Genomic DNA, 25,429 nt, shown 5'->3' with positions numbered 1-25,429 from the left:
TTGGGCACGTGCGCCGGACGCCGGTCGGGTGGCCGGCGTTTCTTTGAGACAATGGGCGAGTGAATCGCGCATCGCTGGAGAAGCGGCCTGACGAAGTAGCAGCCATGTTCGACGACGTGGCGCCCAAGTACGACGTCGTCAACGACGTCCTGTCGATGGGGCAGACCCGCCGGTGGCGCCGCATCGTGGTGGACGCCGTCGGCGCGGAGCCGGGACAGCGCGTCCTGGATCTCGCGGCCGGCACCGGCACGTCGAGCGAGCCGTACGCGGACGCGGGGATCGACGTCGTCGCCTGCGATTTCTCGCTCGGCATGCTCAAGGTGGGCAAGCGACGCCGCCCCGACATCGACTTCGTGGCCGGAGACGCCACCGACCTCCCCTTCGCGGACAACTCCTTCGACGCGTGCACCATCTCCTTCGGCCTGCGCAACGTGAACGAGCCGAAGAAGGCGCTCGCCGAGATGCTGCGTGTGACGCGGCCCGGCGGTCGCCTCGTCATCGCGGAGTTCTCCCAGCCCACCGTCGCGCTCTGGCGCACCACGTACACCGAGTACCTCATGCGGGCGCTCCCCGCGATCGCCCGCAAGGTCAGTTCCAACCCCGACGCCTACGTCTACCTTGCGGAGTCCATCCGGGCCTGGCCGAACCAGGACGAGCTCGCCGCGTGGATCGGCGACAGCGGCTGGGACGGCGTCCGGTACCGGAACCTCAACGGCGGCATCGTGGCCGTGCACCGCGCCACGAAGGCGCCCGCAGCGCCCGGCGAGGAGCCGCTCCTGCCGGGCCAGGTGCGGCTGCGCCGTCGGACGACCGAGGTCGACTAGATGTCGGTCCTCATCGTCGGGGCCGGCCCGGCGGGCTCCACCGCCGCCTACTACCTCGCGAGCGCCGGGATCGAGGTGACCGTCCTCGAGAAGACCTTCTTCCCCCGGGAGAAGGTCTGCGGCGACGGCCTGACGCCCCGCGCCACGCGCGAACTGCAGCTGCTCGGCCTGCCGCACGACGAGAGCGAGGGGTGGCGCCGCAACCGCGGGCTCCGCCTGATCGCCGGCAAGCGCACCGTCGAGGTGCCCTGGCCCGAGCTGAGCGATTTCCCCGACTACGGCCTGGTCCGCACGCGCCTCGGCTTCGACGAGGCCCTGGCCCGGCACGCCCGGTCCGCCGGCGCCACGATCCTCGAGGGCCACTCCGTGTCCTCCGCCGTCCGCGACGACGCCGGACGCGTCACGGGCGTCGTCGTGAACCTGCTCGACGCCGACGGCCGCAAGACGGGCGAGAGGCGCACCTTCTCCGCCGACGTCGTCCTCGCCGCCGACGGCAACTCGACCCGGACCGCCGTCAGCCTCGGGATGCAGAAGCGCGACGACCGCCCGCTCGGCGTCGCCGTCCGCACCTACTTCACCAGCCCCCGCACCGACGACGACTGGATGGAAGGCTGGCTCGAACTGCCGGACGCCACCGGCAAGCCCCTGCCCGGCTACGGCTGGGTGTTCGGCGTCGGCGACGGCACCTCCAACGTGGGCCTCGGCATCCTGAACTCGTCCGCCGAGTTCGGCAAGCTGGACTACAAGCAGGTGCTGCGGGACTGGACGGCGGGCATGCCCGCCGAATGGGGCTTCACGCCGTCGAACATGGTCGGCGAGATCCGCGGTGCGGCGCTGCCCATGGGCTTCAACCGGACACCGCACTACAGTCCCGGACTCCTGCTCCTCGGGGACGCGGGCGGCATGGTCTCGCCGTTCAACGGCGAGGGCATCTCCTACGCGATGGAATCCGCCCGGTACGCGGCCGAGTTCATCGCGCGGGCGCAGGGAGTGGCGTCGCCGCTCGGCCGCGACCAGGTGATGTCCGGGTACGCCCCCTACATCCGCGAGCAGTGGGGCAGCCACTTCACGCTCGGCCGCGTCTTCGCGCAGCTCATCGGCAAGCCCGCCATCCTCTCGCTGGCCCTGCGCACCGGCATGCCCGTGCCGATCCTCATGCGCTTCGTGGTGCGCATGCTCGCCAACCTCACGGACGCCGGGGGCCGGGGCTTCGAGGACCGCGTCATCCACCTGCTCGAGTCGCTGGTGCCGCCCACCTCCAACCAGCCGTCCCTGGCCGGACACCTGCGTGCGCAAAGCGCCGCCCCACTTCGTTAGTCTTAGACCGTGACACAATCCTTCGACTCCGGGTGGGCCAGCGCGGGCCTCAACAGCGCGCTGGACACGGCGGACACCCCCGGCGACGCCCTGCGCCTGCCTCCCGGGTTCGCCCTCATCGCCGAGGACCCGGAACTCGGACCGTCCGTCTCCTCGTGCCTGGCCGAGGTGGAGAAGCAGCTCCGCAACGCCATCGCCAATTCCGACCCGCTGGCCGACGCGACGAGCCGTCACCTCGTGGAGGCCGGCGGCAAGCGGATCCGGCCGCTCCTGACCATCCTCGCCTCGCACCTCGGCAACCCGGCGCGGGCCAAGGTGGTCCAGGCCGCCGTCGTCGTCGAACTGACCCACCTCGCCACGCTCTACCACGACGACGTCATGGACTCCGCGCCGTACCGCCGCGGCGCCCCGACCGCGCACGAGGTGTGGGGCAACTCCGTCGCCATCCTCACCGGGGACCTGATCTTCGCCCGCGCGTCGATCCTCGTCTCCGAACTCGGCGGCGAGGCCCTCGGGATCCAGGCCCGCACCTTCGAGCGCCTCTGCCTCGGCCAGCTCCACGAGACCGTGGGCCCACGCGAGGGCCAGGACGCCCTCGAGCACTACCTCTCGGTGATCGCCGACAAGACCGGCTCCCTCGTGGCGGCTTCCGGGCAGCTCGGCGCCCTCTTCGCGGACACCCCGCGGGAGGTCATCGACATCATGGTCGCCTACGGCGAGAAGGTGGGCGTCGCGTTCCAACTGGCGGACGACGTCATCGACGTGACCGGCCTCAAGGTGAAGTCCGGCAAGGCCCCCGGCACCGATCTCCGCGAGGGTGTTCCCACCCTCCCGGTGATCCTGCTGCGCCGTGCGGCCGCAGCGGGCGACCGCTCGGCCGCCGACGTCGTCGCGCTCGTCGACGGCGACCTGTCCTCCGACGAGGCCCTCGCCGCCGCCGTCATCGCCGTGCGCGAGCACCCGCAGACGCAGGAGGCGTGGGCCGTGGCCCAGCAGTGGGCGGACGAGGCCGTGGCGGCGCTCGCGCCGCTGCCGGACAGCGTGGTCAAGCAGGCGCTGGAGAGCTTCGCGCAGGCGGTCGTCAGCCGGGACGTCTAGCGCCGACGCCGGTGCGCCCGGCGTCGTACCCGGACAGCGCGGCTTCCTGCACGGCTTTCCCTCGACTGGCCCTTCTGCACCGGCGTGTTCGGGCGCGACACGCGGTTCCGGCCCTGAAACCCGTGCACGACGCCGCACCACCCGACGCCGCACCACCCGACACCGCACCACCCGACACCGCACCACCCGACACCGCACCACCCGACACCGCACCACCCGACACCGCACCACCCGACACCGCACCACCCGACACCGCACCACCCGACACCGCACCACCCGACCTGGCCCGAGTCCACATACCCGGACCGGGGGTGCCCCGACGACCACCGGCCACCTTGGCTTGGGTGATGAGCATCGACCGGATCCTGGCGAGCAGGGGCGGCGTCGCACGGACCGGGGACCTTCTGGCCGGCGGCGTGAGCGAGCGCGACCTCGAGCGGCACCTCTGCGCCGGGAGCATCATCCGGGTACGTCGGGGGGTCCTGGCCCGCCCGGACGCACCGGAGGACCTCGTCCGGGCGGTCGCGGCGGGCGCCCGGCTCACCTGCGTCTCGGCGGCGGGGCACTACGGGCTGTGGTGCGTCCGTCGCACGGCCGAGCTGCATGTGTGCCGGGTGACGCGGTCGGCGGACGGGTGCGTGAACCATCGGGGGAGGACGGTCCCGCCGCACCCCCGCCTTCCCCTGGTCGGGCTCGCCGACGTCCTCGTCCACGTCCTGCAGTGTCGCCCTGCCGACGAATCGGCGCCGATGGTCGAAAGCGCCTTCCGCCGTGGGGACATCACCCCGGGCTTCCTCGAGGCGCGGCTGGTCGGGAAGCGGAACGGCAGGGCACGGGCGGCGCTGGCCTCGGTGGAGCTGACGGGTGGATCGGCGATCGAGGTCGTCGCCCGGCTGCTCCTGCGGGGAGCCGGGCTGGAGGTGCGGCCCCAGGTCCACATCGACGGCGTGGGGCGCGTCGACTTCCTCGTCGAGGGATTCCTGGTCGTCGAGATCGACGGCGCAGCCTACCACTCGGACCGGCAGGCACTCCGGCGGGACCGGAGGCGCAACAACATGAGCATCATCGGCGGCTATACCGTACTGCGCTTCTGCTACGAGGACGTGATGTTCGCCCCGGACGAGGTCCTCGCCCTGGTCTTCCGGGCGCTCGGACGCCGTCCGGTCCGGTGAGGCGTGGCTTCGTGCACGCGTTTCCGCCGGACGCCCGTCCCCACGCGGTGTGTCCCCGCGCGACACGCCCTTCGGCGCTGGAACCCGTGCACGAACCCACAGAGGGAGGAACGGCAGCGGGCGACGGCGGGGTCAGCGGGGGAGGAACGCCCGCAGCTCGTCGGCCTTCCGCGCCCTGATCTCCGGGTCCACGATGGGCCGCTTCGGCGTGAAGTAGAAGCCGTCGTCGTGCCAGCGGGGCAGGACGTGCTGGTGGTAGTGCCACACGTGCTGGCTGCCGGCGGGCTCGTTGTGCTGCCGGGTCGAGACGCCGTCGGGCTGCCAGGCGAGCTTGATGGCGATCGCGATGTCGCGCGTCAGCGTCATGATCCGCGCGGCGGCGTCGTCCGGCAGTTCGTACAGCAGTTCGACGTGCTCGCGCGGAGTGATCAGGACGTGCCCGGGGTTCGGGTCGAAACCGTGCGAGGCGATGAATGCGAGCGCGAGGTCGTCGGCGTAGATGACGTCACCCGGGCGGCAGAGGTTCCCCGGGTTGCCGAAGTCGGAGCGCGCGAGGTCGCAGAACGGGCACCGGTACCCCTCCGGCGCGTGGTGGGCGAACTGCATCAGTCCTCGTCGTCCTCCTCGAAGACCCACTCGAACAGATCGAGCACGTATTCGCTGAACGTGCCCTCCTCGCTCTGCCATTCGCCGCGGACGTTGTTGCGCCGCCAGACGATCGGGTCGGGGACGTCCAGCTGGTCCGCACGCATGCCCCAGGTGTACTGCTCGTCCTCGTCCTCGAGGAACAGGAGGAAGCCGTCCTCGATCTCGAGCTCGTCGGGGTCCCAGAAGAAGTGGAACGCCTCCATGATGTCCTCGGTGGCACCGACGGCGCGGTAGAAGTCGCGCAGCGCCAGGGGCAGGTCGAAGTCCTTGCCCTGGAGCATCTCGGCCAGCTCGTCGTCGGACAGGCCGTCTTCCTCGGCCCACTCGTCCTCGAAGTACTGGGGCACCAGGGCGCGGAATTTGTCGGAAAACAGCTCAGTCACAAGTACTCCAGGAGGGGGGTTGGGGGTACTCCCATCCTAGCGGCCGCGTCCGGGCTACGTGCGCGCGCTCCACGTCCGCACGGCGAGCGGCGCGTGCCAGCCGTAGCGCCAGGCGAGGACCCGCAGGGAGAAGACGAGGGAGGCGGCGACGGTCCCCGTGACGAGGGTGAAGGTCCCGGTCAGGTAGAGCACGGTGACGACGACGGAGCCCAGCATCGCGGGCAGCGCATAGATGTCACGGGGGTCGAAGAGTTGCGGCACCTCGTTCGCGACGACGTCGCGCAGCAGACCGCCGCCGACGGCCGTGGTCACGCCCAGGAGGGCGGCGGAGACCGGGTGGAGACCCGCGTCGAGGGCCTTTAGGGTGCCGGTGATGCAGAACAGGGCCAGCCCGCCCGCGTCGAAGACGACCAGGACGCGTTTGCCGCGTTCCACGCCGGAGAACACGAAGTACACCAGCGCGGTGGCGAGCAGGGGAGGCACGAGGTAGACGGGATCGGTGAAGGCGGCGGGCGGGACGTTGAGGATGAGGTCGCGGGCCACTCCGCCGCCGAGCGACGCGAGGGACGCGAGCAGGAGCGACCCCACGAGGTCGAAGCCCTTGCGGGCCGCCAGCAGGGAGCCGGAGACGGCGAAGAAGAAGACGCCGAGGAGGTCGGCGCCGAGCGCGACGTGCGGGACGGTATCCATCAGATCCTTCGAAGTTCCGGCGGGGTGCCCTCGGGGTCCGGAGGGTCGACGGAGGCCAGGAGGGCCTGTCCAGCATGACAGACGGGGCGGTGCGCCCGGGCGCTAGGCTGGCCCCATGACGAGCAGAGACGTGGACGGCACGGGGACGACGGCGCCGAGTGCGAAGGGCGGCTCGCGCGCGATGCGCGTGGCATCCCGGCTGATCGGCCTCCTGCCGACGAAGAGGAACCTGAGCGGCACCGACTGGGTCGACGCGAAGTATCCGGGCCGCACGTACCCGACGACGGCCGCCATCCCCTGGACGCTCAAGCAGACGCACACCATCCAGGAGAAGCGGATCGACGGCCTCAGGACCATCACGGTCCGCCCCCTGAAGGGCTCCACCCGTTCGCACATCATCTACACGCACGGCGGGATCTACATCAACGAGCTCGCCCGGCCGCACTGGTGGATCATCGCCGAGCTGACGAAGCGGACCGGCGCCGCCGTCACGGTGCCGCTGTACCGGCTGGCCCCCGAGAGCACCTACCGGGATGCCTTCCCGTACCTCGTGTCCGTGTACCGCGACGTCCTCACGACGGCGGAGGCCGACGACGTCACGCTGATGGGGGACTCGGCCGGCGGCGCGCTCGCCGTCGCGCAGACGTGGGCGTTCCGGGAGGCCGGTCTCCCCGCCCCGGGACGCGTCGTCGCGTTCTCGCCCTGGTTCGACGTGACCGCCACCAACCCCGACATCCCCGCCCTCGAGGCCGTCGATCCCATGCTCTCCGTCGCGGGCGGGGTGCAGGCGGGCCTGTGGTGGGCGGGCGGCGACGACCCCCGGACACCGCTGGTCAGCCCGGCCTGCGCGCCGGAGGAGCTGCTCGCGGTCCTGCCGCGCACCCGCATCTACCAGGGCACGCGCGATGTCTGCATGGCCGACGCCCTGGTGTTCCGGGACCGTGCGGTCGCGGCGGGTGCCGCCGTCGAACTGAAGGTCTACCCGGGCGGCTTCCACGTCTTCCCGGCGTTCCCCCGACTCCCGGAGTCCCGGGACGTCTATGCGGACCTCACGAGGTTCCTGGGCCGGCCGGCCCTTCCGTGACGGACGTCCGGGCCTCCCGGGAAGCCCCGGGCGGTCAGGCCCGGGCCGAGTCCCGGGACAGGACCCAGACGTTCGTGTCGCCCGCGCGCTCGACGGTGACGGTGGTGACGAGGGCACGGATCATGGAGAGCCCGCGCCCGGACTCGTCGTAGTCCTCCAGCAGGGCGTCGTCGTCCGGGCCGGGCCCCGCCGGTCCGGTGAGGTCGGGCACGGGGTCCAGCGGCGCCGCGCCGATCTCGCTGATGACGGCGCGCAGCCGCTCGACGGCGACCGTCAGCTCGACGCCGAGGAGGAGCGTGGCACCGTCCGCGGCGACACCGTGCTGGACGACGTTGCTCGCGGCCTCGATGACTGCCGTGGTGAAGGCCATCTGGTCGGGTGCCGGCACGAAGGCGGCGTCGAGCCACAACTGCTCGAGGAGGACGTGCAGGTCCTCGATCGCCTGCTCGGCGGCGGGCTCCTCGAGGGTGCGCCGCGCCAGGATGTCAGTCATTGCCGAAGGCTTCGTCCGCGGTCGCGTGGGGCGTGAGCACGCGGTGCATGCTGGTGAGTTCGAGCACCATGGTGACCTGCGGCTGGACGGCGGCGATCCGCAGGTCACCGCCGGACTGCCGGGCCAGTTTCAGGCAGCCGATGAGGGCACCGAGCCCCGAGGAGTCCATGAAGCTGGTGTCCGCGAGGTTCACGACGATCCGCGTGCCGCCCCCGTTCACCACGTCGTCGACGACCTTGCGCAGTTTCGGTGCCGCCACCATGTTCAGGCGGCCGTTCGCCGCGACCTCGGTGTAGCGCCCCTTGTCCTGGACCGTGAATTCCATCTGCTCTTCCCTCTTCCGCTGCCTGTCGGCCTGCCGTGGTTCGGTGTGTTGCTGGATCGATGCGCGCCGTCCCGGTGACGGGGCGTCAGCCGCGCGCGTGGCGCAGGATGACGACGGTGACGTCGTCGGCGACCTCGGGGACGTCGGCCAGGCCCAGCAGCACCGCGCAGGCCTCCTCGGCGCTCACCGCGGTGGCGACGACGCCGGCCACCGCCTCGGTGAACGCGTCGACCGTCTCGTAGATGTCGAGCAGGCCGTCGCTCACGACGGCGAGCGCGTCGCCGCGTTCCAGGCGCACGGTGGACGCGGCCCAGGCCTGGTCCGGCCACGCGCCGACGGGAGGGCCCGCGGAGGGCAGGCGGGTCACGGTGCCGTTCCCCGCGACGTGCAGCGCGAGGCCGTGCCCGGCATCGACGTAGCCGACGTCGCCGCTGGCCGCGTCGAGGCGGCCGTGGAACAGCGTGACGAAGGAACTGGTGTGGTCGAGGTCCGCCTCCGTGGCGCGCGCCGCCATCGCGAACGCGCTCTCGAGGCTCGGGTGGGACGCGACGGAGCGCATGGTCGCGCGCACCGTCGCCGCGACCAGCGCAGCCCCCATGCCCTTGCCCATGGCATCGGCGACCGTGAAGTGGAGGCCGTCCGGGGTCGGGTACCAGTCGTAGAAGTCGCCGCCGACGCTCCTCGACGACCGGAAGCGCCCGGCCAGCTCGAAGCCGTCGAGCGTGATCCGGTCGCGGGGAAGCAGGTTCTGCTGCACCTCCGCGGCGCGCCTGCGCTCGTCCGCGTTCGCGACGTCGACGGCGTCCTGGCGGCTCTGGCGCCGGAACAGCGAGTTGACGCGTGCCACGAGTTCGCGGGGACTGAAGGGCTTGCTGATGTAGTCGTCCGCGCCCGTCTCGAGACCCGTGAGGCGTTCGATCTCGTCGGTGCGGGCCGTGATCATGAGGATGTAGGCGTCGGAGAAGGTGCGGACCTCGCGGCAGATCTCCACGCCGTCACCGTCGGGGAGGTTGAGGTCCAGGGTGATGAGATCGGCACCCGCACGTGCGTGCCGGAGCCCCTCACGCGCGGTCGCCGCCTCGGTGACCTCGAAGCCCTCCCGTTTCAGGATCTGCACGAGCAGCCCCCGGATATCGACATCGTCCTCGACGACGAGGGCACGGCGGATCTCGGGGGCGGCAGTCATGGTCCTCATTAAACGCTACGCCCCGAGGCCTTCCGGACGCGGCACGGGGCGTCGGCGGAATCCCCGGGTTGTTGCGGTGAAATTGATGCGATCTTGAGGGGTCTGCCGACTTTCGCCAGCCGGAATCGCGGGACTGCCGCGTTACTGTGTGGCTGGCGAAACGAGAATCGCCCCGCCGTTCCGGCGGACGAGTCCGAGGACCACCTAGGGGGCGGTGAGCAGATGGACAGGGTGCTCTCCCACCTGACGCTCAACAGGAGGCAGTTCCACGAACTGTCGTTGCGATCGCGCGTCGTCCTCAGCCAGCTGCCGCTGTCGCTGACCGTCCTGCTGATCGTCGCCGGCGGCCTGGCCTTCCACCAGGACCTCTTCTCCAGCCAGGCCTTCCTGATCGGGCTCTGGATGCAGGCCGTCCTGCTGGGGCTGTGTGTACTCGTCCCGTGGGACCGGCTCCCGCACGCGAGCTTCCTGGTCATCCCACTGCTCGACTTCATCCCGATCGGGTTCATGCGCTACGGGGCGGGCACCGTCATCACCGGGGTCGGCCTTCTCACCGTGTTCCCCATCATCTGGCTCGCGGCCTCCGGCCTTTACCCGCGGGCGGTCCTCGCCGCAGGTTTCCTCGCCTCGCTCGGCATCGTCTGGGTGCCGGTCTTCGCCACGGACACTCCGGTCACCTCGCAGTCGCTGACGCAGTCCTTCCTCCTGCCGTTCATCATGCTCGCCATCGGCGTGACCGTCCGCGTGATGACGGCGAGCATGATGGCGCAGCAGGCCGTCGTCGAGGAGAAGGACCGCGCCCTGCACGTGCTGCTCGAGGAGAGCGCACGCCGCGAACGGTTGCTGGACACCGTGGTCAACAGCGTGAACATCGGCGTGGCCGCCGTCGACGAGGCGGGCCGGACGGTCCTCTCGAACCGCAAGCTCGAGCAGTTCCGGGTGCTCGCCGGCGGGGCGCCCACCACCGACGAGGGGGGCCTGCGCATCTTCCAGCAGGACGGCGAGACGGACCTGCCGGCCGTCCGGCGTCCGACGCGGCGTGCGGCGGAAGGCCAGGTGTTCTCCGACTATCTCCTGTGGTGGGGCGAGCGGCCCGACCAGCGCGTGCTCTCGACGTCGTCCCGGCTGATGACCAACCAGGCCGGGGACCGCGAGGGCTCCGTCGTCACGTTCAACGACGTCACGGAGCTCGTCACCGCGCTGAACGCGAAGGACGAGTTCGTGGCGACCGTCTCGCACGAGCTGCGGACCCCGCTGACGGTGATCCGGGGATACCTCGAGCTGCTCCTGGGGACGCCGGATCTCGATCCCGACGTCGCGGCGGGCCTCGAGGTGGTGTCCAGGAACTCCGAGCGGCTGCACAAGCTCGTGGTGGACCTGCTGTCCGCCGCGGAGGACTCGCCCGGGATCGCCCCGGTGCCCACGGACTTCTCGGGGCTCGTGGGCAACCACATCGCCACGGCCGAGCAGGCCAACATGAACCCGCTGGTGCGCTTCGAGGACCTCACCGACCCGGGGCTCGTCGCACTGTGCGACGCCTCCCGCATCGGCGAGGTCCTGGACAACCTGCTCTCGAACGCGGTCAAGTACTCGCCGGGCGGCGGCCGCGTGAGCATCCGCGCCCGCGAGGTCGGCGGCCAGGTGGAATGTTCCGTCACGGACCAGGGCAGCGGGATGACGGCGGAGGAGCAGCGGGGCGTCTTCTCGAAGTTCTTCCGCACCGCGGGAGCCCGCAACGCGGCGATCCCGGGGGTGGGGCTCGGCCTCGCCCTCTCCAAGGCGATCGTGGAACGCCACGGCGGCACCATCACCTGCCGGAGCATCGTCGGCGAGGGCTCCACCTTCACGTTCCGCCTCCCGCTCGCCCACGCGGACCAGGTGCAGGTCCTGCAGGCCCAGGACCACTAGCCGCAGCGCCGGCTGAGCCTGAGTCGGCCCGGGCCGGGGTCAGGCGGGGCGGAACCGGTGACCCGGCCGGGCGGCGGACCGGCGTGGCGGAACCGGGGTCAGGCGGGGCCGAGATCCACGGTGGCCGTGATTCCGCCGCCGGGCGTCTCCGTGAGGCCGATCGACCCGCCGTGTGCCGCCGCGATGCGTGCGCACGTCGCCAGGCCGATCCCGCTCCCGGCCGGATCGCCGTCCCGGTGCAGCCGCACGAGCGGTTCCAGGACCCGCTGCCGGTCCGCCGGCGCGATGCCCCTGCCGTGGTCGATGACGCGCAGCAGCTGCGTCTGGCCGACGGTCGCGACCACCTCGATGCGAGGGGGAGAGCCGGGCGTCGAGTACTTGATGCCGTTCGCCACGAGGTTCTGCAGCAGCGCGGTGACCTGCGCGTGGTCGACGTTCAGTTCGGCGTCCTGCACCGTCACCACGGCGTCGCAGGCGCTGCTGAGCGGCAGGACGTCCTGCAGCACGGCGTCCATCATGGTGGTCAGGCTGACCGTCCGGCGGCTGATCCTGCCGCCGATGCGGGAGAACTCGAGGACCTCCTCCACGGTGGACAGCATGCGGCTGGCACTGCCACGGATGATGCTGAAGTAGCGGGCCGCCGGGCCCGCGGCGACGTCGTCGTCCTGCTCGCTGAGCTCCGCGTAGCCGAGGATCGCCGTCAGCGGGTTCCGGAGATCATGGCTCACGCGCGCGGCGAACCCCGCCAGGTCCTCGTTGCTGCGCCGCACCACCTCGAGGGCCTCGACGAGCTGACGGGTCCTCAACTGCAGTTCGAGGACCTCCACCACCTGCCGTGCCAGGATCTCGAGCCCTTCCCGCTGGTCCTGGTCGATCGTGCGGACCGTCGGCGAGAACACGCAGAGGGTGCCGAGGGCCGCGCCGTGCTCCGCCACGAGCGGCACGGACGCGTAGGAGCGCACGTGGGCGATGCCGCCGTTGACGAAGGGGTTGTCGGCGAACCGCGGGTCGCGGGAGGCGTCCGCCAGGGCGGTGATCGCCCCGCTGGTGAACACCCGGGAGCACATGGAGTCGTCGCGCGAGCACACGGCGGCATCCACGCCGACGGCCGCGATCTGGTGCTGCTGGTCCGCGGTGATGATGTTGATGACGCCCGCGTCCAGGCCGCTCACCCGCACCGCGAGCTTCACGAGGTCGAGCAGTTCCGGCGGCGTCGCGTAGTCGGCGGTCCCCGCCGGGGACGCGTCCACGTCGCCGTAGGGGAGCCGGTAGTCCTGCAGGACCGCCAGGCGCGCGAGCTCCTCGGGAGGGGACTCGTCGGTGGAGAGCCGGGAAGAGAGCAGAGACACGAGGACCCCCGAGGAACTGTGAGACCGGTACAGGTGCGTCAAGCATGCCATGCGGCCGGGTGGGCGCGGGGGATGGTGCCGCGTCCGGGGAGGGTGGCGTCAGCCGAGCGCCCGCACGCGGAGCGCGAGGTACAGGTGCACGCGGTCCGCGGTGACCGCAGGATCGTAGCCCGTGAGCGCCACGACCTGCTGGAGCCGGTAGCGGATCGTGTTGCGGTGCAGGCCAAGGTCCGCGGCGACGGCGGCCACCGAGCCGTCGAGGTCGAGGTAGCGCTGCAGCGTGGCCAGGAGTCCCGCCCCGTGGGCGTCGTCGAACTCCTCGAGCGGCCGGAGGGTCTCCGCCGCGAGGTCGGCGAGCGGCACGTCCGCGCTGGCCATCAGCAGGGACGTCAGGCTGAGGCGGTCCGCGACATTGAGGGACTGCCCCCGCTGGAGCGCCTCCCGGGCCTCGAAGTAGCTCCACCGCAGCCCGTTCGGCTGGACGTAGGTGCCGCCGACGCCGACGCGCGCCGTCAGTCCCGCGCCGTGCAGGTACCGGCTCAGCTCTGCCGGGTCGGGCATGGATCCGGCCGGGAGGACGAGCACGAGCCGGTCGTCGACGAGCCCCGCGACGCCGCGGCTCCAGCCGTCGGGCAGCGGGAGCGTCCGCAGCGCGCGTCGCTGCCCGGAGGCGACGTCGACGATCAGGACGCTGTGCCGCAGCGTCGTGTCGATGCCGGAGCCGGCGAGACGGGCCGCTGCTTCGGCGCCGGCCAGCGTGCCGCGCACCACGTCCTCGAGCAGCTGGCCCGCCGCCGCGCGCACCCCGGTCCGGTTCCTGGCCTGGTTGGTGAGCTCGACCGAGATCAGGCTCTGCGCGTAGTCCACGACGGCGGTCCGTCCGTAGGGTTCGGCGAGGGCGAGGGTACAGCGGTCCTTGAGGCCGGTGGCGACCGGCACCCGATGCCAGGCCGCCGGGTCCCCGGCCGCCGGATCCGCTGCCCCGGCCCCGGGCCCGGACCCGACCCCGGTCCCGGCCCGCGGGGCGGCGGCGACGCCGGGGGAGCCGGCACCCACGCGTGGGCGGGAGGCGCGTGCGATGCAGGCGCCGTACTGGAACAGCGCGACGTCGGTGCGCAGCATCCGGGCGAGCTCGTCGAGGAGCGCGGCGAGGCCGCCCGGTCCCAGCAGCGCCGACGCCAGGACGGCGTGGCCCTCGAGGAGGTCCTCCAGCCCCGCGTAGTGGTCGGCCGAGAGGGCATCGGCCACCCGCTTGCCGATGGCGATGAACGGGACCTCGTACGGGACCCGGACCACGGGGAGGCCGACGGCGGCCGCCTCCGCGAGCACGGCCGCGGGGATCCTCCGGTGGGTGAGCCCGACGCCGAACCCGATGGCCAGGGCCCCGGCCTCGTGCACCCGCCGGACGAAGGCCCGTTGCGCCGCGCCCGTCTTCAGCCGCACGCCCGTCGTGAGCACCACCTCGGCCCCGTTGAGGAAGGGCCGGGGGTCCTCGAGCTCGGTGACCGCGACCCACTGGATGGGCTGGGCGGGCGGCTCCGAGGTGCCTTCGACGACCAGGCCCAGGGCGGGATCGGACAGCAGGTCGGCGAGCGTGATGGCCATGCCTCAAGCTTAGGCGGCGCTGTGCTCCTGCACGTCCGCAAGGGGCAGGCGCTGTGCAGATAGCTCTGGCACGCCGTCCGGCGTCCCGGTACCGTCGTTCCGATACCCCGTGGCCGGTCGCACCCCTCCCGCGCCGCGGACTCCATCCTCGTGAAAGGCACTGCAGCGTGGCTGAGACCCTTCAGAACTACATCGACGGAGCGTTCGTGACGCCCGCCGGGACCGAGCTCCTGGACATCGTCAACCCGACCAACGGCGAGGTGGTGGCGCAGTCCCCCGTCTCCACCGCGGCGGACGTCGACGACGCCATGCGCGCCGCAGCGCGTGCCTTCACCACCTGGAAGCGGACGACGCCGAGCCAGCGCCAGCTCATGCTGCTGAAGCTCGCGGACGCCGTCGAGGCCGCCAGCGACGAGCTCGTCGAGGCGCAGCACCGCAACACGGGCCAGGTGCGAGCGATGATCGCCGACGAGGAAGTGGCCGTCGGCGCCGACCAGCTGCGGTTCTTCGCCGGCGCCGCCCGGCTCATGGAGGGCAAGTCCGCGGGCGAGTACATGGAGGGCCACACCTCCTACGTGCGCCGCGAGCCCATCGGCGTCGTCGCCCAGGTGGCACCGTGGAACTACCCGCTCCTCATGGCCATCTGGAAGATCGGTCCCGCCCTCGCCGCAGGCAACACGGTGGTCCTGAAGCCGAGCGACACCACCCCGGAGTCGACCCTCGTCCTCGCGCGCCTCACGCAGGGCATCCTGCCCGACGGCGTCCTCAACGTCGTCCTGGGAACGGGCGAGACCGGTGCGGCCATGACCGAGCACCCCGTCCCCGGGCTGGTGTCGATCACCGGGTCCGTGCGCGCCGGCATCGCCGTCGCGACCAGTGCCGCGAAGGGCCTCAAGCGGGCCCACCTCGAACTCGGCGGCAAGGCCCCCGCCGTCGTGTTCGCCGACGCCGACCTCACGAGGAGCGCCCAGGCCATAGCCGAGTTCGCGTTCTTCAACGCCGGCCAGGACTGCACGGCCATCACCCGCGTCCTCGTGCAGGAGCAGGCGCACGACGAGTTCGTCGCGGCGATGGTCGCGCACACGGCCACCCTGAAGACCGGCAGCGCGGAGGATTCGGAGAACTACTTCGGCCCCCTGAACAACATCAACCACTTCAACGCCGTGAACGCCGTCATCGACGCGCTGCCGGCCCACTGCAGTATCGCGACGGGCGGCCGGCGCGCCGGGGACAAGGGGTACTTCTTCGAGCCGACGATCGTCACGGGCGCCCGACAGGACGATTCCGTGGTGCAGCAGGAGACGTTCGGTCCCGTCGTGACGGTCCAGACGTTCACCACCGAGGAGGAGGCCGTCGAGCTCGCCAACGGCGTGGACTACGCGCTGGCCTCCAGTGTCTGGACCTCCGACCACGGCACGGCGATGCGCGTGTCCCGCGACCTCGACTTCGGCGCGGTCTGGATCAACACGCACATCATGCTGACCGCCGAGATGCCCCACGGCGGGTTCAAGCACTCCGGCTACGGCAAGGACCTCTCCATGTACGGCGTGGAGGATTACACCCGCATCAAGCACGTCATGAGCGTCCTGGACGCCTGACGGTCCCGTACTAGATAGGAATCCCAGATGACCACGTTCACAACCACACCCGGTGCCGTCGCGCCGGGTTTCCGGCTCGAGCAGAAGCGCCGCATCACCGGCGCCTTCCCCGGCCCGAAGTCCACCGAGCTGGCCGCGCGCCGCTCCGCCGTCGTCGCCAAGGGCGTCGCCTCCGGCGTACCCGTGTACGCGGCGGACGCCGACGGCGGGATACTCCAGGACGTCGACGGCAACTCCTTCATCGACCTCGGCTCCGGAATCGCCGTGACGAGCGTCGGCGCCTCGGACCCCGCCGTGGTCGCCGCGGTGAGGGAACAGGTGGAGCACTTCACGCACACCTGCTTCATGGTCACGCCCTACGAGGGGTACATCGCCGTCGCGGAGCAGCTCGCCGAGCTGACGCCGGGCGACTTCGAGAAGCGGACGGTCCTCTTCAACTCGGGCGCCGAAGCGGTGGAGAACGCGGTCAAGGTGGCGCGGCTGGCCACGGGCCGGGACGCCGTCGTCGCCTTCGACCACGCCTACCACGGGCGCACCAACCTGACCATGGCCCTGACGGCGAAGTCGATGCCGTACAAGGCGAACTTCGGCCCGTTCGCGCCCGAGATCTACCGGGTGCCGATGAGCTACCCGTTCCGCGAGGAGAACCCGTCCATCACGGGCCCCGAGGCAGCGCAGCGCGCCATCACCATGATCGAGAAGCAGATCGGCGCCCAGTCGGTCGCCGCGATCATCATCGAGCCCGTCCAGGGCGAGGGCGGCTTCATCGTCCCCGCCGAGGGTTTCCTCCCCGCGCTCGCGGAGTGGGCCCGGGCCAACGGCGTCGTGTTCATCGCCGACGAGGTGCAGTCGGGCTTCTGCCGCACCGGCGAGTGGTTCGCCGTGAACCACGAGGGTGTCGTGCCCGACCTCATCACCATGGCCAAGGGGATCGCCGGTGGCATGCCGCTCTCGGCGATCACGGGGCGGGCGGACCTGCTCGACGCCGTGCACGCCGGGGGGCTCGGCGGCACCTACGGCGGCAACCCGGTCGCCTGCGCGGCCGCCCTGGCGGCGATCGGCACGATGAAGGACAAGGACCTCGCCGGCCGGGCGCGCAGCATCGAGGCCCGGGTCACCGAGCGCATCGCCGCCCTGCAGGCCGACCTCGGCGATCGCAGCATCGTGGGTGAGCTCCGCGGACGCGGTGCCATGCTCGCCCTCGAGTTCGTCGAGCCCGGCGGCAAGACCCCCAATGCCGAGGCCACGAAGGCGATCGCCGCCCAGTGCCTGCGCGAGGGCGTCATCATCCTCACCTGCGGTACCTACGGCAACGTGGTCCGCCTGCTGCCCCCGCTCGTGATCACCGACGAACTGCTCGAGGACGGCCTGGACGTCCTCGAGGCCGCAATCCGCGCGGTCAGCGCCGGCTGATCCCGGACCGGCGACGAAGGCCCCGCAGCAGTGCTGCGGGGCCTTCGTGCATCTCCTGGACCCCGGCATCCGGGGCGAGGTCCGGAGCGGCCCGCGTGCCGGGAGCCGCGCGGCGGGGCCACGGCTTCAGGGGCGGGCGGCGAGCTGGTGGCGGAGGCCGGCGATCATGCCGTCGAGCCCGGCCCGGAAGGCGGCGTCCGCCGCCCGCCCGGCCCCGGCAGCCTCCGAGGCGCTGCGCACCGCGGAGGTGAACACCGGGAAGTCGTCAGCGAGCGTGCCGGAGTCGAAGATGTCCCCGGGAGCCGCGACGTCGAGCGCGGAGCCGTAGATGAAGGACTCCAGGGCCACGATCGCGGGCACGATCCGCTCCTCCGGCCATCCCGCCGCCGCGAAGCCCCGGGCCACCTCCTCGTACATGCGTAGCGTCTCCGCGGCGTCGGTCACCGGCAGGACGGCGATCACCGGGATCAGCGGGGCGTGCCGCGCGAAGACCTCGCGGTAGGACCAGGCCCACTGCCGCACCGCCTCGTCCCAGGGCTCGACGGCGAACGCGCTGAAGTCGACCATGGTCATGACGTGGTCCTGGACCCAGCGAAGCACCTCCTGCTTCGACGCGGCGTGGTTGTAGAGGGCGGACGGCGCCACGTGGAGACGTCGGGCGAGGGCGGACATCGTCAGGCCCTCGTAGCCCTCGGCGGCGATCAGGTCGAGCGTGGCCGCCGTGATGCGATCCCGGGACAGGACGCTGCGCGGAGGACGCCCGGCGCGCCGGGGACTCGGTACTGCTGAGGTCATCGATCCTGCTCCCTGTTGCGATGGCGTTAACCCTACGGTCCGGGCCTTCCCTCCACGGCACCGTGTGGCTATAGTAGGCCCCAATAATGAATACCATTCATTTTGTGGCCTGCGTCATGCAGCACGAGGAGGAGCACGTGAACACCATCGAACGCGACGTCGTCATCATCGGGGCAGGACCGTCGGGCCTCACCGCCGCCCGCGAGCTGAAGAAGGCCGGGCACTCCGTCGCCGTGCTCGAGGCGCGCGACCGCGTGGGCGGGCGCACCCACACGGACGTCATCGACGGCGCCGTCCTCGAGGTCGGAGGGCAGTGGGTGTCGCCCGACCAGACCGCCCTCATCGGCCTCCTCGACGAGCTGGGGCTGCAGACGTTCTCCCGGTACCGGGAGGGCGATTCCGTGTACATCGGTCCGGACGGCGAACCGATCCGCTACAGCGGGGAAATGTTCCCCGTCAGCGACTACACGCGGGAGGAGATGGAACGCCTCATCGTGCTCCTCGACCGGCTCGTCGAGGAGGCCGGGCCGGAGGCGCCGTGGAACCACCCGGACGCCCGGGCCCTCGACACGATCTCCTTCCACCACTGGCTCCGGCAGCAGTCCGACGACGAGGAGGCCTGCGACAACATCGGGCTGTTCATCGCCGGCGGGATGCTGACGAAGCCGGCGCACTCGTTCTCCACCCTGCAGGCCGTCCTCATGGCGGCGACCGCCGGGTCCTTCTCGAACCTGGTGGACGAGGACTTCATCCTCGACAAGCGCGTGGTCGGCGGTATGCAGTCCGTGTCGGAGCGCATGGCCGCGGAGCTGGGGGAGGACGTCATCCTCTCGAGCCCGGTGCGCACGCTGCGCTGGAGCGGCATGGAGGGCGGCCCCGTGACCGCCGAGGGCGTCACCGTGGTCTCGGACACGACGACGGTGCGGGCGCGGTACGCCGTCGTCGCCGTCCCCCCGAACCTCTACTCGCGCATCAGCTACGATCCGCCGCTGCCGCGCCGCCAGCATCAGATGCACCAGCACCAGTCCCTCGGCCTGGTGATCAAGGTCCACGCCGTCTACACCACGCCGTTCTGGCGCGAGGAGGGGCTCTCGGGGACGGGCTTCAGCGCGGGGTCGATCGTCCAGGAGGTCTACGACAACTCGAACTTCGAGGACCCGCGCGGCACCCTGGTGGGTTTCGTCTCCGACGAGAAGGCCGACGCCATGTTCGAACTGGCACCGCACGAGCGCCGCGAGCGCATCCTCTCCGCGATCGCGAACTTCCTCGGCCCGAAGGCGCTGGAACCGGAGGTGTACTACGAATCGGACTGGGCGTCGGAGGAGTGGACCCGCGGCGCCTACGCCTCGAGCTACGACCTCGGCGGACTCCACCGGTACGGCCGGGACCAGCGCACTCCCGTGGGTCCCATCCACTGGTCCTGCTCCGACATCGCGGCAGAGGGCTACCAGCACGTCGACGGGGCCATCCGGATGGGCCAGCGCACCGCCGCCGACATCCACCGTGCGCTGGCCGCCGGTATCCAGCCCGCCGCGACCGGTCAGGGGGCATGATCATGCGGTATGTCGTCGGATACACCGCCGATGAGCGCGGGCACGACGCCGTCTGCCTCGCCGTCGCCCTCGCGCGGCGCCAGGACGCGGACCTCGACCTCGTCCTCGTCACCCCCGCGCATTCCCCCTACGCCGGGACGTACCTCCCGGGCCGGGGCTTCGAGAGCCTCCTGACCGAGCAGTTGCGCGAGTGGATGGACCAGGGCCTCGCGCTGGTCCCCGAGGACGTCTCCGCGCGCGGCGTCGTGGTGCGTGCCGAATCCAACGCGGAGGGCCTCATCCGGGCCGCCGAGGACACCGAGGCGTCCCTGATCGTCATCGGTGCCAGCTCCCGCGGGCTCGCCAACCGGTTCAACGTCGGCAACGTGGCACGGAGCCTCCTGCACGCCTCGCCGGTGCCCGTGGCGCTGGCACCGAAGGCCTACCGCCGCACCGACCCCATCACCCGCCTGACCTGCGCGGTCGGCAACCGGGCGGGAGCGGACGACGTCGTCGCCGTCGCCGTGTCCGCGGCGCAGCGCCGCGGGCTCCCGCTGCGCCTGGTGTCCCTCGTCGCGCTCGACGCGGGGCACTCGGACCCGGAGGGCGTGGAGGAGGAGGCGAACCGCCGGCTCGCGGACGCCGCGTCCGCGCTCGCTGCCGGCGGACGGGTGAGCGTCGAGACGGCGCACGGCGCGTCCATCGAGCAGGCCATCGAGGCCCTCGCCTGGGACGAGGGTGAGGTGCTGCTGGTCGGGTCCAGCCGCCTCGCGCAGCACATGCGCATCTTCCTCGGCTCCACGGCCAACAAGATCCTGCGTACGCTGACGATCCCGATGATCGTCGTCCCGCGTACCTACGCCACGCCCGGCACCACCACCGGCCCGGGTGCCGTCAACACAGAGGCGAGCGCATGAGTATCGAGGAGACAGCACAGAAAGGCACGGGGCTCAGCAAGAAGGGCCTCGAGGCCGGGACCGTCGGCCTGCTGGGGGCCGTCGTCATCGGGGTGTCCTGCGTGGCCCCCGCGTACACGCTGACCGCGGCCCTCGGGCCCACGGTCGCCGAGGTCGGGGTGAATCTGCCGGCCATCTTCCTGGTGGGCTTCATCCCCATGCTGCTCGTGGCCTTCGGCTACCGGGAACTCAACAACGCCATGCCGGACTCCGGCACCACCTTCACGTGGGCCACGCGCGCCTTCGGTCCCTGGGTCGGCTGGATGGGCGGGTGGGGGCTCATCGCCGCCACCGTGATCGTGCTGTCGAACCTCGCCGCCGTCGCCGTGGACTTCTTCTACCTGATGCTCGCGCAGGTGTTCGGCAACCCGGGTCTCGCCGACCTCACGCTCAACCTGCCGGTGAACATCGCGACGACGCTCGTCTTCATCGCGCTCGCCTGCTACGTCTCCTACCGCGGGATGGAAACCACCAAGGCCGTCCAGTACGTCCTGGTGACCTTCCAGATCGTGGTGCTCGCCTGGTTCGCCATCGCCGCTTTCGTGCACGTGGCCAACGGCACGGCCTTCGATGCCACGCCGATCAGCGCGGAATGGTTCAACCCGTTCGCCGTCGGATCCTTCTCCGCCTTCGCAGCGGGCGTCTCGCTGTCCATCTTCATCTACTGGGGCTGGGACGTGACGCTCACCATGAGCGAGGAGACGCGGAACCCGGAGAAGACCCCGGGCCGCGCGGGCGCCCTGACCGTCGTCGTCATCGTCGTCATCTACCTCACCGTCGCCCTCGCGACACTCTCCTTCGCGGGCGTCGGGGAAGGGGAGCTGGGAGCCGGCAACCCGGACAACCAGGAGAGCATCTTCGCGGCGCTCGCCGGTCCGGTGATGGGCCCGTTCGCCATCCTGATGTCGATCGCCGTCCTCAGTTCCTCGGCCGCGTCCCTCCAGTCCACGTTCGTCTCCCCGGCACGCACCCTGCTCGCCATGGGCCACTACAAGGCCCTGCCGAAGGGGTACGGGCGCATCAGTCCGCAGTACAAGTCGCCGAGCTACGCCACCGTCGCCGCCGCGGTCGCCGCCGCCGGCTTCTACGTGTTCACGCGCCTGGTGTCCGAGAACGCGCTCTGGGACACCATCACCGCGCTGGGCATGATGATCTGCTTCTACTACGGCATCACCGCGCTCGCGTGCGTCTGGTACTTCCGTGCCCAGGCCTTCAGCAGCGCCAGGGCCGTGCTGTTCCGCTTCCTCTCGCCGCTGCTCGGCGGGGTCATCCTCCTGGTCATGTTCTTCAAGACCGCCGCCGATTCGATGGACCCCGCCTACGGCTCCGGCTCCGAACTGTTCGGCATCGGCATGGTGTTCATCCTGGGTATCGGGGTGATCCTGCTCGGCGCAGTGCTCATGCTCATCTGGTGGCGCATCAATCCGGGGTTCTTCCGCCAGGAGGTGATCCTCCGGGGGTCGGCGCTGAAGGAGTAGCGGACGGACGGGGGGCGCCGCTGCGCTAGAGTGGACCGACTCCGCGGCGCTCCCGAAGGCCGCACCGCCTTCGCACCGACCGAAGAATGAGGAACCGCCGTGCGCTACGTCGTTGGCTACACCGGGAATGACCGCGGGCAGGACGCCCTCGAGCTGGCCACGTCGCTGGCCCTCACGCAGGCGGCGGCCATCGACCTGGTCACCGTCCTCGACTGGCCGCAGGACGGCAGCGTGGGATCCGGTCGGCAGCGCGTGCAGGACGAACTCGACCGCGCGGCCGCTGGCGTGCCCGACGGCGTCGAGATCGCCACGCACGTGCGCCTCGCCGACTCGTTCGCGCAGGGACTCCTCGAGGTGGCGGCCGATGTCGACGCCGGCCTGATCGTCGTGGGCGCCTCGAGCAACGGGCTGCTGCGGCGCTTCACCGTCGGCAGCGTCGCGAACGCCGTCCTCCACAGCTCCAGCGTCCCGGTGGCGCTCGCCCCGCGCGGCTACCGGCACCGGTCCGCCTTCACCCGGATGACGAGCGCCGTCGGCGCCCGGGCCGGAGCGGACGGCGTGCTCGACGTCGCCGTCGAGTCCGCGGCGAGGCGCGGACTGCCGCTGCGGCTGATCTCCCTCGTGGCCCTGGACGTCCACGAGTCGTCCGACTCCGGCGAGGCCATCAACAAGGCGCACCAGCACGCCCACTCGGTGCTCGCCCGCGCCGTCGAGCAGTTGCCCGCAGGCCACGAGGCATCGATCGCCGTGGCCCACGGCCGGACGATCGAGCAGGCCATCGACGAGATCGAGTGGGACCCCGGAGAGCTCGTGATCGTCGGGTCGAGCCGTCTCGCCCAGCGTCGCCAGATCTTCCTCGGCACCACGGCGAACCAGATGCTCCGTGCGCTGCCGGTGCCCATGGTCGTGGTCCCCCGGGACTGGGTGCGCACGCCCCGCTGATCCGCTGACGGGCCACGCCCGGAGTCAGGCGGTGGTTGCCGCGGGTTCCGGCGACGCCGCCGGCCGAGGCTGGCGGCGCACGGTGCGGAGCATGTCCACGGTCAGGAGGATCAGCCCCACCCACACGAGGCTGAAGCCGATCCATCGCTCGAAGGGCATCTCCTCCCCGAGGACGAGGAGTGCCAGCAGGAACTGGAGCACCGGGGCGAGGTACTGGAGCAGCCCGATGGTCGTCAGGGGCAGACGGCGGGCAGCCGCGCCGAAGAAGATGAGGGGGACCGCCGTGATGACCCCCGAGGCCGCCATGATCCAGAAATGCCCTGCGCCCTCGGTGGTCAGCGTCGCGGCGCCGGTGGAGCCGAGCCACAGCATGACGGCGAGCGCGATCGGCGCCAGGACCACCGTCTCGATGCTGAGGCTGGAGATCGCGTCCACGCGTGAGCCGACCTTCTTCTTCGTGAATCCGTAGAGACCGAAGGAGAAGGCGAGGGTCAGGGCGATCCACGGCACCGCGCCGTACCCGACGGCCAGGACGATCACGGCGAGGACGCCCATGCCGATCGCCGTCCACTGCAGCGGACGCAGCTTCTCCCGGAGTACCACCACGCCGAGCAGGACCGAGACGATGGGGTTGATGAAGTACCCCAGAGCGGCCTCGATCGCCTGCCCAGTGGTGACCCCGTAGGTGTAGACCAGCCAGTTGACCGCGATCAGCAGTGCGGCCACGGTCAGGGTCCCGACGATCCGCGGCGTGCGCAGGGCCGTCAGGACGGGCCGCCACGAGCGCAGCGCGGTCAGGAGCAGGGCGCAGAAGATCAACGACCAGAGCACGCGGTTGGCCACGATCTCGACGGGTCCGGCGGGCGCGAGGACGAGGAAGTACAGCGGGAGCAGGCCCCAGAGGCCGTATGCGCCGATGCCGAAGAGGATGCCCGTGGAGTTCTCGCTCCGAGCCGGCCGCGCTGTCTTCCCGCCTGTTGCACTCACGAGGGCGGGAACCGGGTCCGGGAGGCCTTTATTCCCCTGCAGTCCCGATCCCGCGTGCCTTCGGGAACGAATCCAGGGGGAGATGCGTACCACTGTTTTCGTCGGGGCCGCCGCCAGGCATTTAGAATAGGGAACTGTGCGTTTATTCCGCACCGCGGTAACCATCGGGAGCATTCCACCGGGAAGAAGGCTAATCAGTGTCTACCTCAGCTGCGGCACGACCGCTGCGGGTCGCGATCATCGGCGCCGGCCCGGCGGGCGTCTACGCCGCCGACATCCTGACGAAATCGAACGAGGTCCAGGGGGGCGACTTCGCCGTCAGCATTGATCTCTTCGACCAGTACCCGGCTCCCTACGGCCTCATCCGCTACGGGGTCGCCCCGGACCACCCCCGCATCAAGGGCATCGTCAACGCGCTGCACAAGGTTCTGGACCGCGGTGACATCCGCTTCCTCGGGAACGTCAACTACGGGCGCGACCTCACGCTCTCCGACTTCCGGCGCTTCTACGACGCCGTCATCTTCGCGACCGGAGCCATCAAGGACGCCGACCTCGACATCCCGGGCATCGGGCTCGAGGGCTCCTTCGGTGGCGCCGACTTCGTGTCCTGGTACGACGGGCACCCCGACGTGAGCCGCGACTGGCCGCTCGAGGCCCGCGAGATCGCCGTGATCGGCAACGGGAACGTGGCGCTCGACGTCGCCCGCATCCTGTCCAAGCACGCCGACGACCTCCTCTCCACCGAGATCCCGGACAACGTCTACCAGGGGCTCAAGGCCTCACCCGTGACCGACGTCCACGTCTTCGGCCGCCGCGGGCCGGCGCAGGTCAAGTTCACGCCCCTGGAGCTGCGGGAGCTCTCGCACTCCCGCGACGTCGACATCGTCCTCTACCCCGAGGACTTCGACTTCGACGCCGGCTCCGAGGCGCAGATCGCGTCGAACAACCAGACCAAGACCATGGTGAAGACGCTCACCAACTGGCTCGTCGAGGACGAGCCGACGGGGGCCTCACGCCGCCTCCACCTGCACTTCCTCCACTCGCCGGTCGAGATCCACGATTCCCCGGAGGCTCCCGGCAGGGTCGCGGGGATCCGCTTCGAGCGCACGGAGCTGACCGGGGACGGCAGCGTCCGCGGGACGGGCGAGGTCGTCGACTACCCCGTCCAGGCCGTCTACCGGGCCATCGGCTACTTCGGCTCGGAACTGCCGGAGGTCGGCTTCGACGAGAAGCGCGGCGTCATCCCCAACGAGGGAGGGCGCGTCATCGACGAGGACGGCAGGCCGGTGCCCGGCATCTACGCCACAGGCTGGATCAAGCGCGGGCCCGTCGGCCTGATCGGCCACACCAAGGGAGACGCTCTCGAGACCATCGGCTGCCTCCTCGAGGACCGGCTGAACCTCCCGCCGGCCGAGGACGGGTCGGAGGACGCCATCATCGATCTCCTCGAGGAGCGCGGCGTGCGCTACACCACGTGGGAGGGGTGGCTGAAGCTGGACGCCCACGAGATGAAGCTGGGAGCCAACTTCGTCAATGTCTCGGGCAACGCCGAGCTCGTCCGGGAGCGCGTGAAGCTCGTTCCCCGCGAGGACATGGTGGCCATTTCCCGCGGTGAGTAGTCCGGCTACACTGTGACCTGTCCCACG

At 71.0% G+C, this 25,429-nt stretch carries 23 protein-coding genes; 13 read left to right on the top strand and 10 right to left on the bottom strand.

The window, feature by feature from the left end:
* The first annotated feature begins 59 nt into the window (after positions 1–59).
* The 4 genes from ACSGDB_RS05830 to ACSGDB_RS05815 all read left to right on the top strand — a co-directional run bounded on the left by ACSGDB_RS05830 (position 60) and on the right by ACSGDB_RS05815 (position 4,411).
* The gene (locus ACSGDB_RS05830; protein ID WP_434993516.1) at positions 60–824 is read left to right on the top strand and encodes a demethylmenaquinone methyltransferase; all 765 of its coding nucleotides are present in this window, start codon (positions 60–62) and stop codon (positions 822–824) included.
* The gene (locus tag ACSGDB_RS05825) at positions 825–2,141 is read left to right on the top strand and encodes a geranylgeranyl reductase family protein (protein ID WP_434993515.1); all 1,317 of its coding nucleotides are present in this window, start codon (positions 825–827) and stop codon (positions 2,139–2,141) included.
* A gap of 9 nt (positions 2,142–2,150) precedes the next feature.
* Positions 2,151–3,239 (top strand): polyprenyl synthetase family protein, encoded by a 1,089-nt coding sequence (locus ACSGDB_RS05820; RefSeq protein ID WP_434993513.1) that lies wholly within the window; start codon positions 2,151–2,153, stop codon positions 3,237–3,239.
* 347 nt (positions 3,240–3,586) lie between these two features.
* Complete coding sequence (locus ACSGDB_RS05815; protein WP_434993512.1) at positions 3,587–4,411, top strand: DUF559 domain-containing protein; 825 nt, start codon at positions 3,587–3,589, stop codon at positions 4,409–4,411.
* Between the two features lie 132 nt (positions 4,412–4,543).
* Here the strand turns inward: ACSGDB_RS05815 and ACSGDB_RS05810 are convergent, their stop codons facing one another.
* The 3 genes from ACSGDB_RS05810 to ACSGDB_RS05800 are packed head-to-tail and all read right to left on the bottom strand — an operon-like array spanning position 4,544 to position 6,132.
* The gene (locus ACSGDB_RS05810; RefSeq protein ID WP_434993510.1) at positions 4,544–5,017 is read right to left on the bottom strand and encodes an HIT family protein; all 474 of its coding nucleotides are present in this window, start codon (positions 5,015–5,017) and stop codon (positions 4,544–4,546) included.
* Complete coding sequence (locus tag ACSGDB_RS05805; RefSeq protein ID WP_434993509.1) at positions 5,017–5,442, bottom strand: hypothetical protein; 426 nt, start codon at positions 5,440–5,442, stop codon at positions 5,017–5,019. The genes ACSGDB_RS05810 and ACSGDB_RS05805 overlap by 1 nt, the downstream gene beginning before the upstream one ends.
* Positions 5,443–5,496: 54 nt before the next feature.
* On the bottom strand, positions 5,497–6,132 hold the full coding sequence (locus tag ACSGDB_RS05800) for a trimeric intracellular cation channel family protein (protein WP_434993508.1): 636 nt from the start codon (positions 6,130–6,132) through the stop codon (positions 5,497–5,499).
* 115 nt (positions 6,133–6,247) lie between these two features.
* On the opposite strand from ACSGDB_RS05800, the gene ACSGDB_RS05795 reads away from it, so the two are divergent.
* Complete coding sequence (locus tag ACSGDB_RS05795) at positions 6,248–7,216, top strand: alpha/beta hydrolase (RefSeq protein ID WP_434993507.1); 969 nt, start codon at positions 6,248–6,250, stop codon at positions 7,214–7,216.
* A 34-nt stretch (positions 7,217–7,250) separates the two neighbouring features.
* On the opposite strand, the gene ACSGDB_RS05790 is transcribed toward ACSGDB_RS05795, so the two are convergent.
* The 3 genes from ACSGDB_RS05790 to ACSGDB_RS05780 all read right to left on the bottom strand — a co-directional run bounded on the left by ACSGDB_RS05790 (position 7,251) and on the right by ACSGDB_RS05780 (position 9,220).
* A complete protein-coding gene (locus ACSGDB_RS05790) occupies positions 7,251–7,709 on the bottom strand; it encodes an ATP-binding protein (RefSeq protein ID WP_434993506.1) in 459 nt (152 codons plus the stop codon).
* Complete coding sequence (locus ACSGDB_RS05785; RefSeq protein ID WP_434993505.1) at positions 7,702–8,034, bottom strand: STAS domain-containing protein; 333 nt, start codon at positions 8,032–8,034, stop codon at positions 7,702–7,704. Before ACSGDB_RS05785 ends, ACSGDB_RS05790 begins: the two co-directional genes overlap by 8 nt.
* 85 nt (positions 8,035–8,119) lie before the next feature.
* The gene (locus ACSGDB_RS05780) at positions 8,120–9,220 is read right to left on the bottom strand and encodes a SpoIIE family protein phosphatase (protein ID WP_434993504.1); all 1,101 of its coding nucleotides are present in this window, start codon (positions 9,218–9,220) and stop codon (positions 8,120–8,122) included.
* A gap of 222 nt (positions 9,221–9,442) precedes the next feature.
* On the opposite strand from ACSGDB_RS05780, the gene ACSGDB_RS05775 reads away from it, so the two are divergent.
* Positions 9,443–11,128, top strand: coding sequence for a sensor histidine kinase (locus ACSGDB_RS05775; protein ID WP_434993503.1), 1,686 nt, complete (start codon positions 9,443–9,445; stop codon positions 11,126–11,128).
* A 98-nt stretch (positions 11,129–11,226) separates the two neighbouring features.
* Here ACSGDB_RS05775 and ACSGDB_RS05770 read toward each other — a convergent pair whose 3' ends face one another.
* Positions 11,227–12,477, bottom strand: a complete 1,251-nt coding sequence (locus ACSGDB_RS05770; RefSeq protein WP_434993502.1) for a sensor histidine kinase — start codon at positions 12,475–12,477, stop codon at positions 11,227–11,229.
* Positions 12,478–12,576: 99 nt separating this feature from the next.
* Positions 12,577–14,082: a PucR family transcriptional regulator gene (locus ACSGDB_RS05765; RefSeq protein ID WP_434993501.1), complete on the bottom strand. Its 1,506-nt coding sequence runs from the start codon at positions 14,080–14,082 to the stop codon at positions 12,577–12,579.
* 167 nt (positions 14,083–14,249) lie between these two features.
* Between ACSGDB_RS05765 and ACSGDB_RS05760 the strand changes: the two genes are divergently transcribed.
* Positions 14,250–15,680 carry a gamma-aminobutyraldehyde dehydrogenase gene (locus ACSGDB_RS05760; protein WP_434993500.1) on the top strand — a complete coding sequence of 477 codons (1,431 nt, stop codon included), beginning with the start codon at positions 14,250–14,252 and terminating at the stop codon, positions 15,678–15,680.
* A 27-nt stretch (positions 15,681–15,707) separates the two neighbouring features.
* On the top strand, positions 15,708–17,093 hold the full coding sequence (gene gabT, locus ACSGDB_RS05755; protein ID WP_434993499.1) for a 4-aminobutyrate--2-oxoglutarate transaminase: 1,386 nt from the start codon (positions 15,708–15,710) through the stop codon (positions 17,091–17,093).
* Positions 17,094–17,219: 126 nt separating this feature from the next.
* Here the strand turns inward: gabT and ACSGDB_RS05750 are convergent, their stop codons facing one another.
* Positions 17,220–17,888: a TetR/AcrR family transcriptional regulator gene (locus ACSGDB_RS05750; protein ID WP_434993498.1), complete on the bottom strand. Its 669-nt coding sequence runs from the start codon at positions 17,886–17,888 to the stop codon at positions 17,220–17,222.
* An 86-nt stretch (positions 17,889–17,974) separates the two neighbouring features.
* On the opposite strand from ACSGDB_RS05750, the gene ACSGDB_RS05745 reads away from it, so the two are divergent.
* The 4 genes from ACSGDB_RS05745 (at position 17,975) to ACSGDB_RS05730 (ending at position 22,796) form a co-directional block, all read left to right on the top strand.
* Positions 17,975–19,441, top strand: coding sequence for a flavin monoamine oxidase family protein (locus ACSGDB_RS05745; RefSeq protein WP_434993497.1), 1,467 nt, complete (start codon positions 17,975–17,977; stop codon positions 19,439–19,441).
* A gap of 2 nt (positions 19,442–19,443) precedes the next feature.
* Positions 19,444–20,337: a universal stress protein gene (locus ACSGDB_RS05740; RefSeq protein ID WP_434993568.1), complete on the top strand. Its 894-nt coding sequence runs from the start codon at positions 19,444–19,446 to the stop codon at positions 20,335–20,337.
* Positions 20,334–21,854 carry an APC family permease gene (locus ACSGDB_RS05735; RefSeq protein ID WP_434993496.1) on the top strand — a complete coding sequence of 507 codons (1,521 nt, stop codon included), beginning with the start codon at positions 20,334–20,336 and terminating at the stop codon, positions 21,852–21,854. The genes ACSGDB_RS05740 and ACSGDB_RS05735 overlap by 4 nt, the downstream gene beginning before the upstream one ends.
* A gap of 99 nt (positions 21,855–21,953) precedes the next feature.
* Positions 21,954–22,796, top strand: a complete 843-nt coding sequence (locus tag ACSGDB_RS05730) for a universal stress protein (protein WP_434993495.1) — start codon at positions 21,954–21,956, stop codon at positions 22,794–22,796.
* Between the two features lie 24 nt (positions 22,797–22,820).
* Here ACSGDB_RS05730 and rarD read toward each other — a convergent pair whose 3' ends face one another.
* Positions 22,821–23,783 carry an EamA family transporter RarD gene (gene rarD, locus ACSGDB_RS05725; RefSeq protein ID WP_434993494.1) on the bottom strand — a complete coding sequence of 321 codons (963 nt, stop codon included), beginning with the start codon at positions 23,781–23,783 and terminating at the stop codon, positions 22,821–22,823.
* Positions 23,784–23,980: 197 nt separating this feature from the next.
* On the opposite strand from rarD, the gene ACSGDB_RS05720 reads away from it, so the two are divergent.
* Positions 23,981–25,402, top strand: coding sequence for an FAD-dependent oxidoreductase (locus tag ACSGDB_RS05720; protein WP_434993492.1), 1,422 nt, complete (start codon positions 23,981–23,983; stop codon positions 25,400–25,402).
* Positions 25,403–25,429: the final 27 nt, after the last annotated feature.

The organism is Arthrobacter sp. Ld5, from assembly GCF_051172775.1.
Classification (GTDB): Bacteria; Actinomycetota; Actinomycetes; order Actinomycetales; family Micrococcaceae; genus Arthrobacter_D.
The sequence above is the reverse complement of the archived record's forward strand: the minus strand, read 5'-3'. Positions and strand labels throughout refer to the sequence as shown.

Excerpts from the sequence above, each read along its gene's own strand:
- ACSGDB_RS05825 (WP_434993515.1), top strand. The coding sequence starts at position 825 with ATGTCGGTCCTCATCGTCGGGGCCGGCCCGGCGGGCTCCACCGCCGCC.
- ACSGDB_RS05815 (WP_434993512.1), top strand. The coding sequence starts at position 3,587 with ATGAGCATCGACCGGATCCTGGCGAGCAGGGGCGGCGTCGCACGGACC.
- ACSGDB_RS05810 (WP_434993510.1), bottom strand. The coding sequence starts at position 5,017 with ATGCAGTTCGCCCACCACGCGCCGGAGGGGTACCGGTGCCCGTTCTGC.
- ACSGDB_RS05800 (WP_434993508.1), bottom strand. The coding sequence starts at position 6,132 with ATGGATACCGTCCCGCACGTCGCGCTCGGCGCCGACCTCCTCGGCGTC.
- ACSGDB_RS05795 (WP_434993507.1), top strand. The coding sequence starts at position 6,248 with ATGACGAGCAGAGACGTGGACGGCACGGGGACGACGGCGCCGAGTGCG.
- ACSGDB_RS05790 (WP_434993506.1), bottom strand. The coding sequence starts at position 7,709 with ATGACTGACATCCTGGCGCGGCGCACCCTCGAGGAGCCCGCCGCCGAG.
- ACSGDB_RS05785 (WP_434993505.1), bottom strand. The coding sequence starts at position 8,034 with ATGGAATTCACGGTCCAGGACAAGGGGCGCTACACCGAGGTCGCGGCG.
- ACSGDB_RS05780 (WP_434993504.1), bottom strand. The coding sequence starts at position 9,220 with ATGACTGCCGCCCCCGAGATCCGCCGTGCCCTCGTCGTCGAGGACGAT.
- ACSGDB_RS05775 (WP_434993503.1), top strand. The coding sequence starts at position 9,443 with ATGGACAGGGTGCTCTCCCACCTGACGCTCAACAGGAGGCAGTTCCAC.
- ACSGDB_RS05765 (WP_434993501.1), bottom strand. The coding sequence starts at position 14,082 with ATGGCCATCACGCTCGCCGACCTGCTGTCCGATCCCGCCCTGGGCCTG.
- gabT (WP_434993499.1), top strand. The coding sequence starts at position 15,708 with ATGACCACGTTCACAACCACACCCGGTGCCGTCGCGCCGGGTTTCCGG.
- ACSGDB_RS05750 (WP_434993498.1), bottom strand. The coding sequence starts at position 17,888 with ATGACCTCAGCAGTACCGAGTCCCCGGCGCGCCGGGCGTCCTCCGCGC.
- ACSGDB_RS05745 (WP_434993497.1), top strand. The coding sequence starts at position 17,975 with ATGAATACCATTCATTTTGTGGCCTGCGTCATGCAGCACGAGGAGGAG.
- ACSGDB_RS05740 (WP_434993568.1), top strand. The coding sequence starts at position 19,444 with ATGCGGTATGTCGTCGGATACACCGCCGATGAGCGCGGGCACGACGCC.
- ACSGDB_RS05735 (WP_434993496.1), top strand. The coding sequence starts at position 20,334 with ATGAGTATCGAGGAGACAGCACAGAAAGGCACGGGGCTCAGCAAGAAG.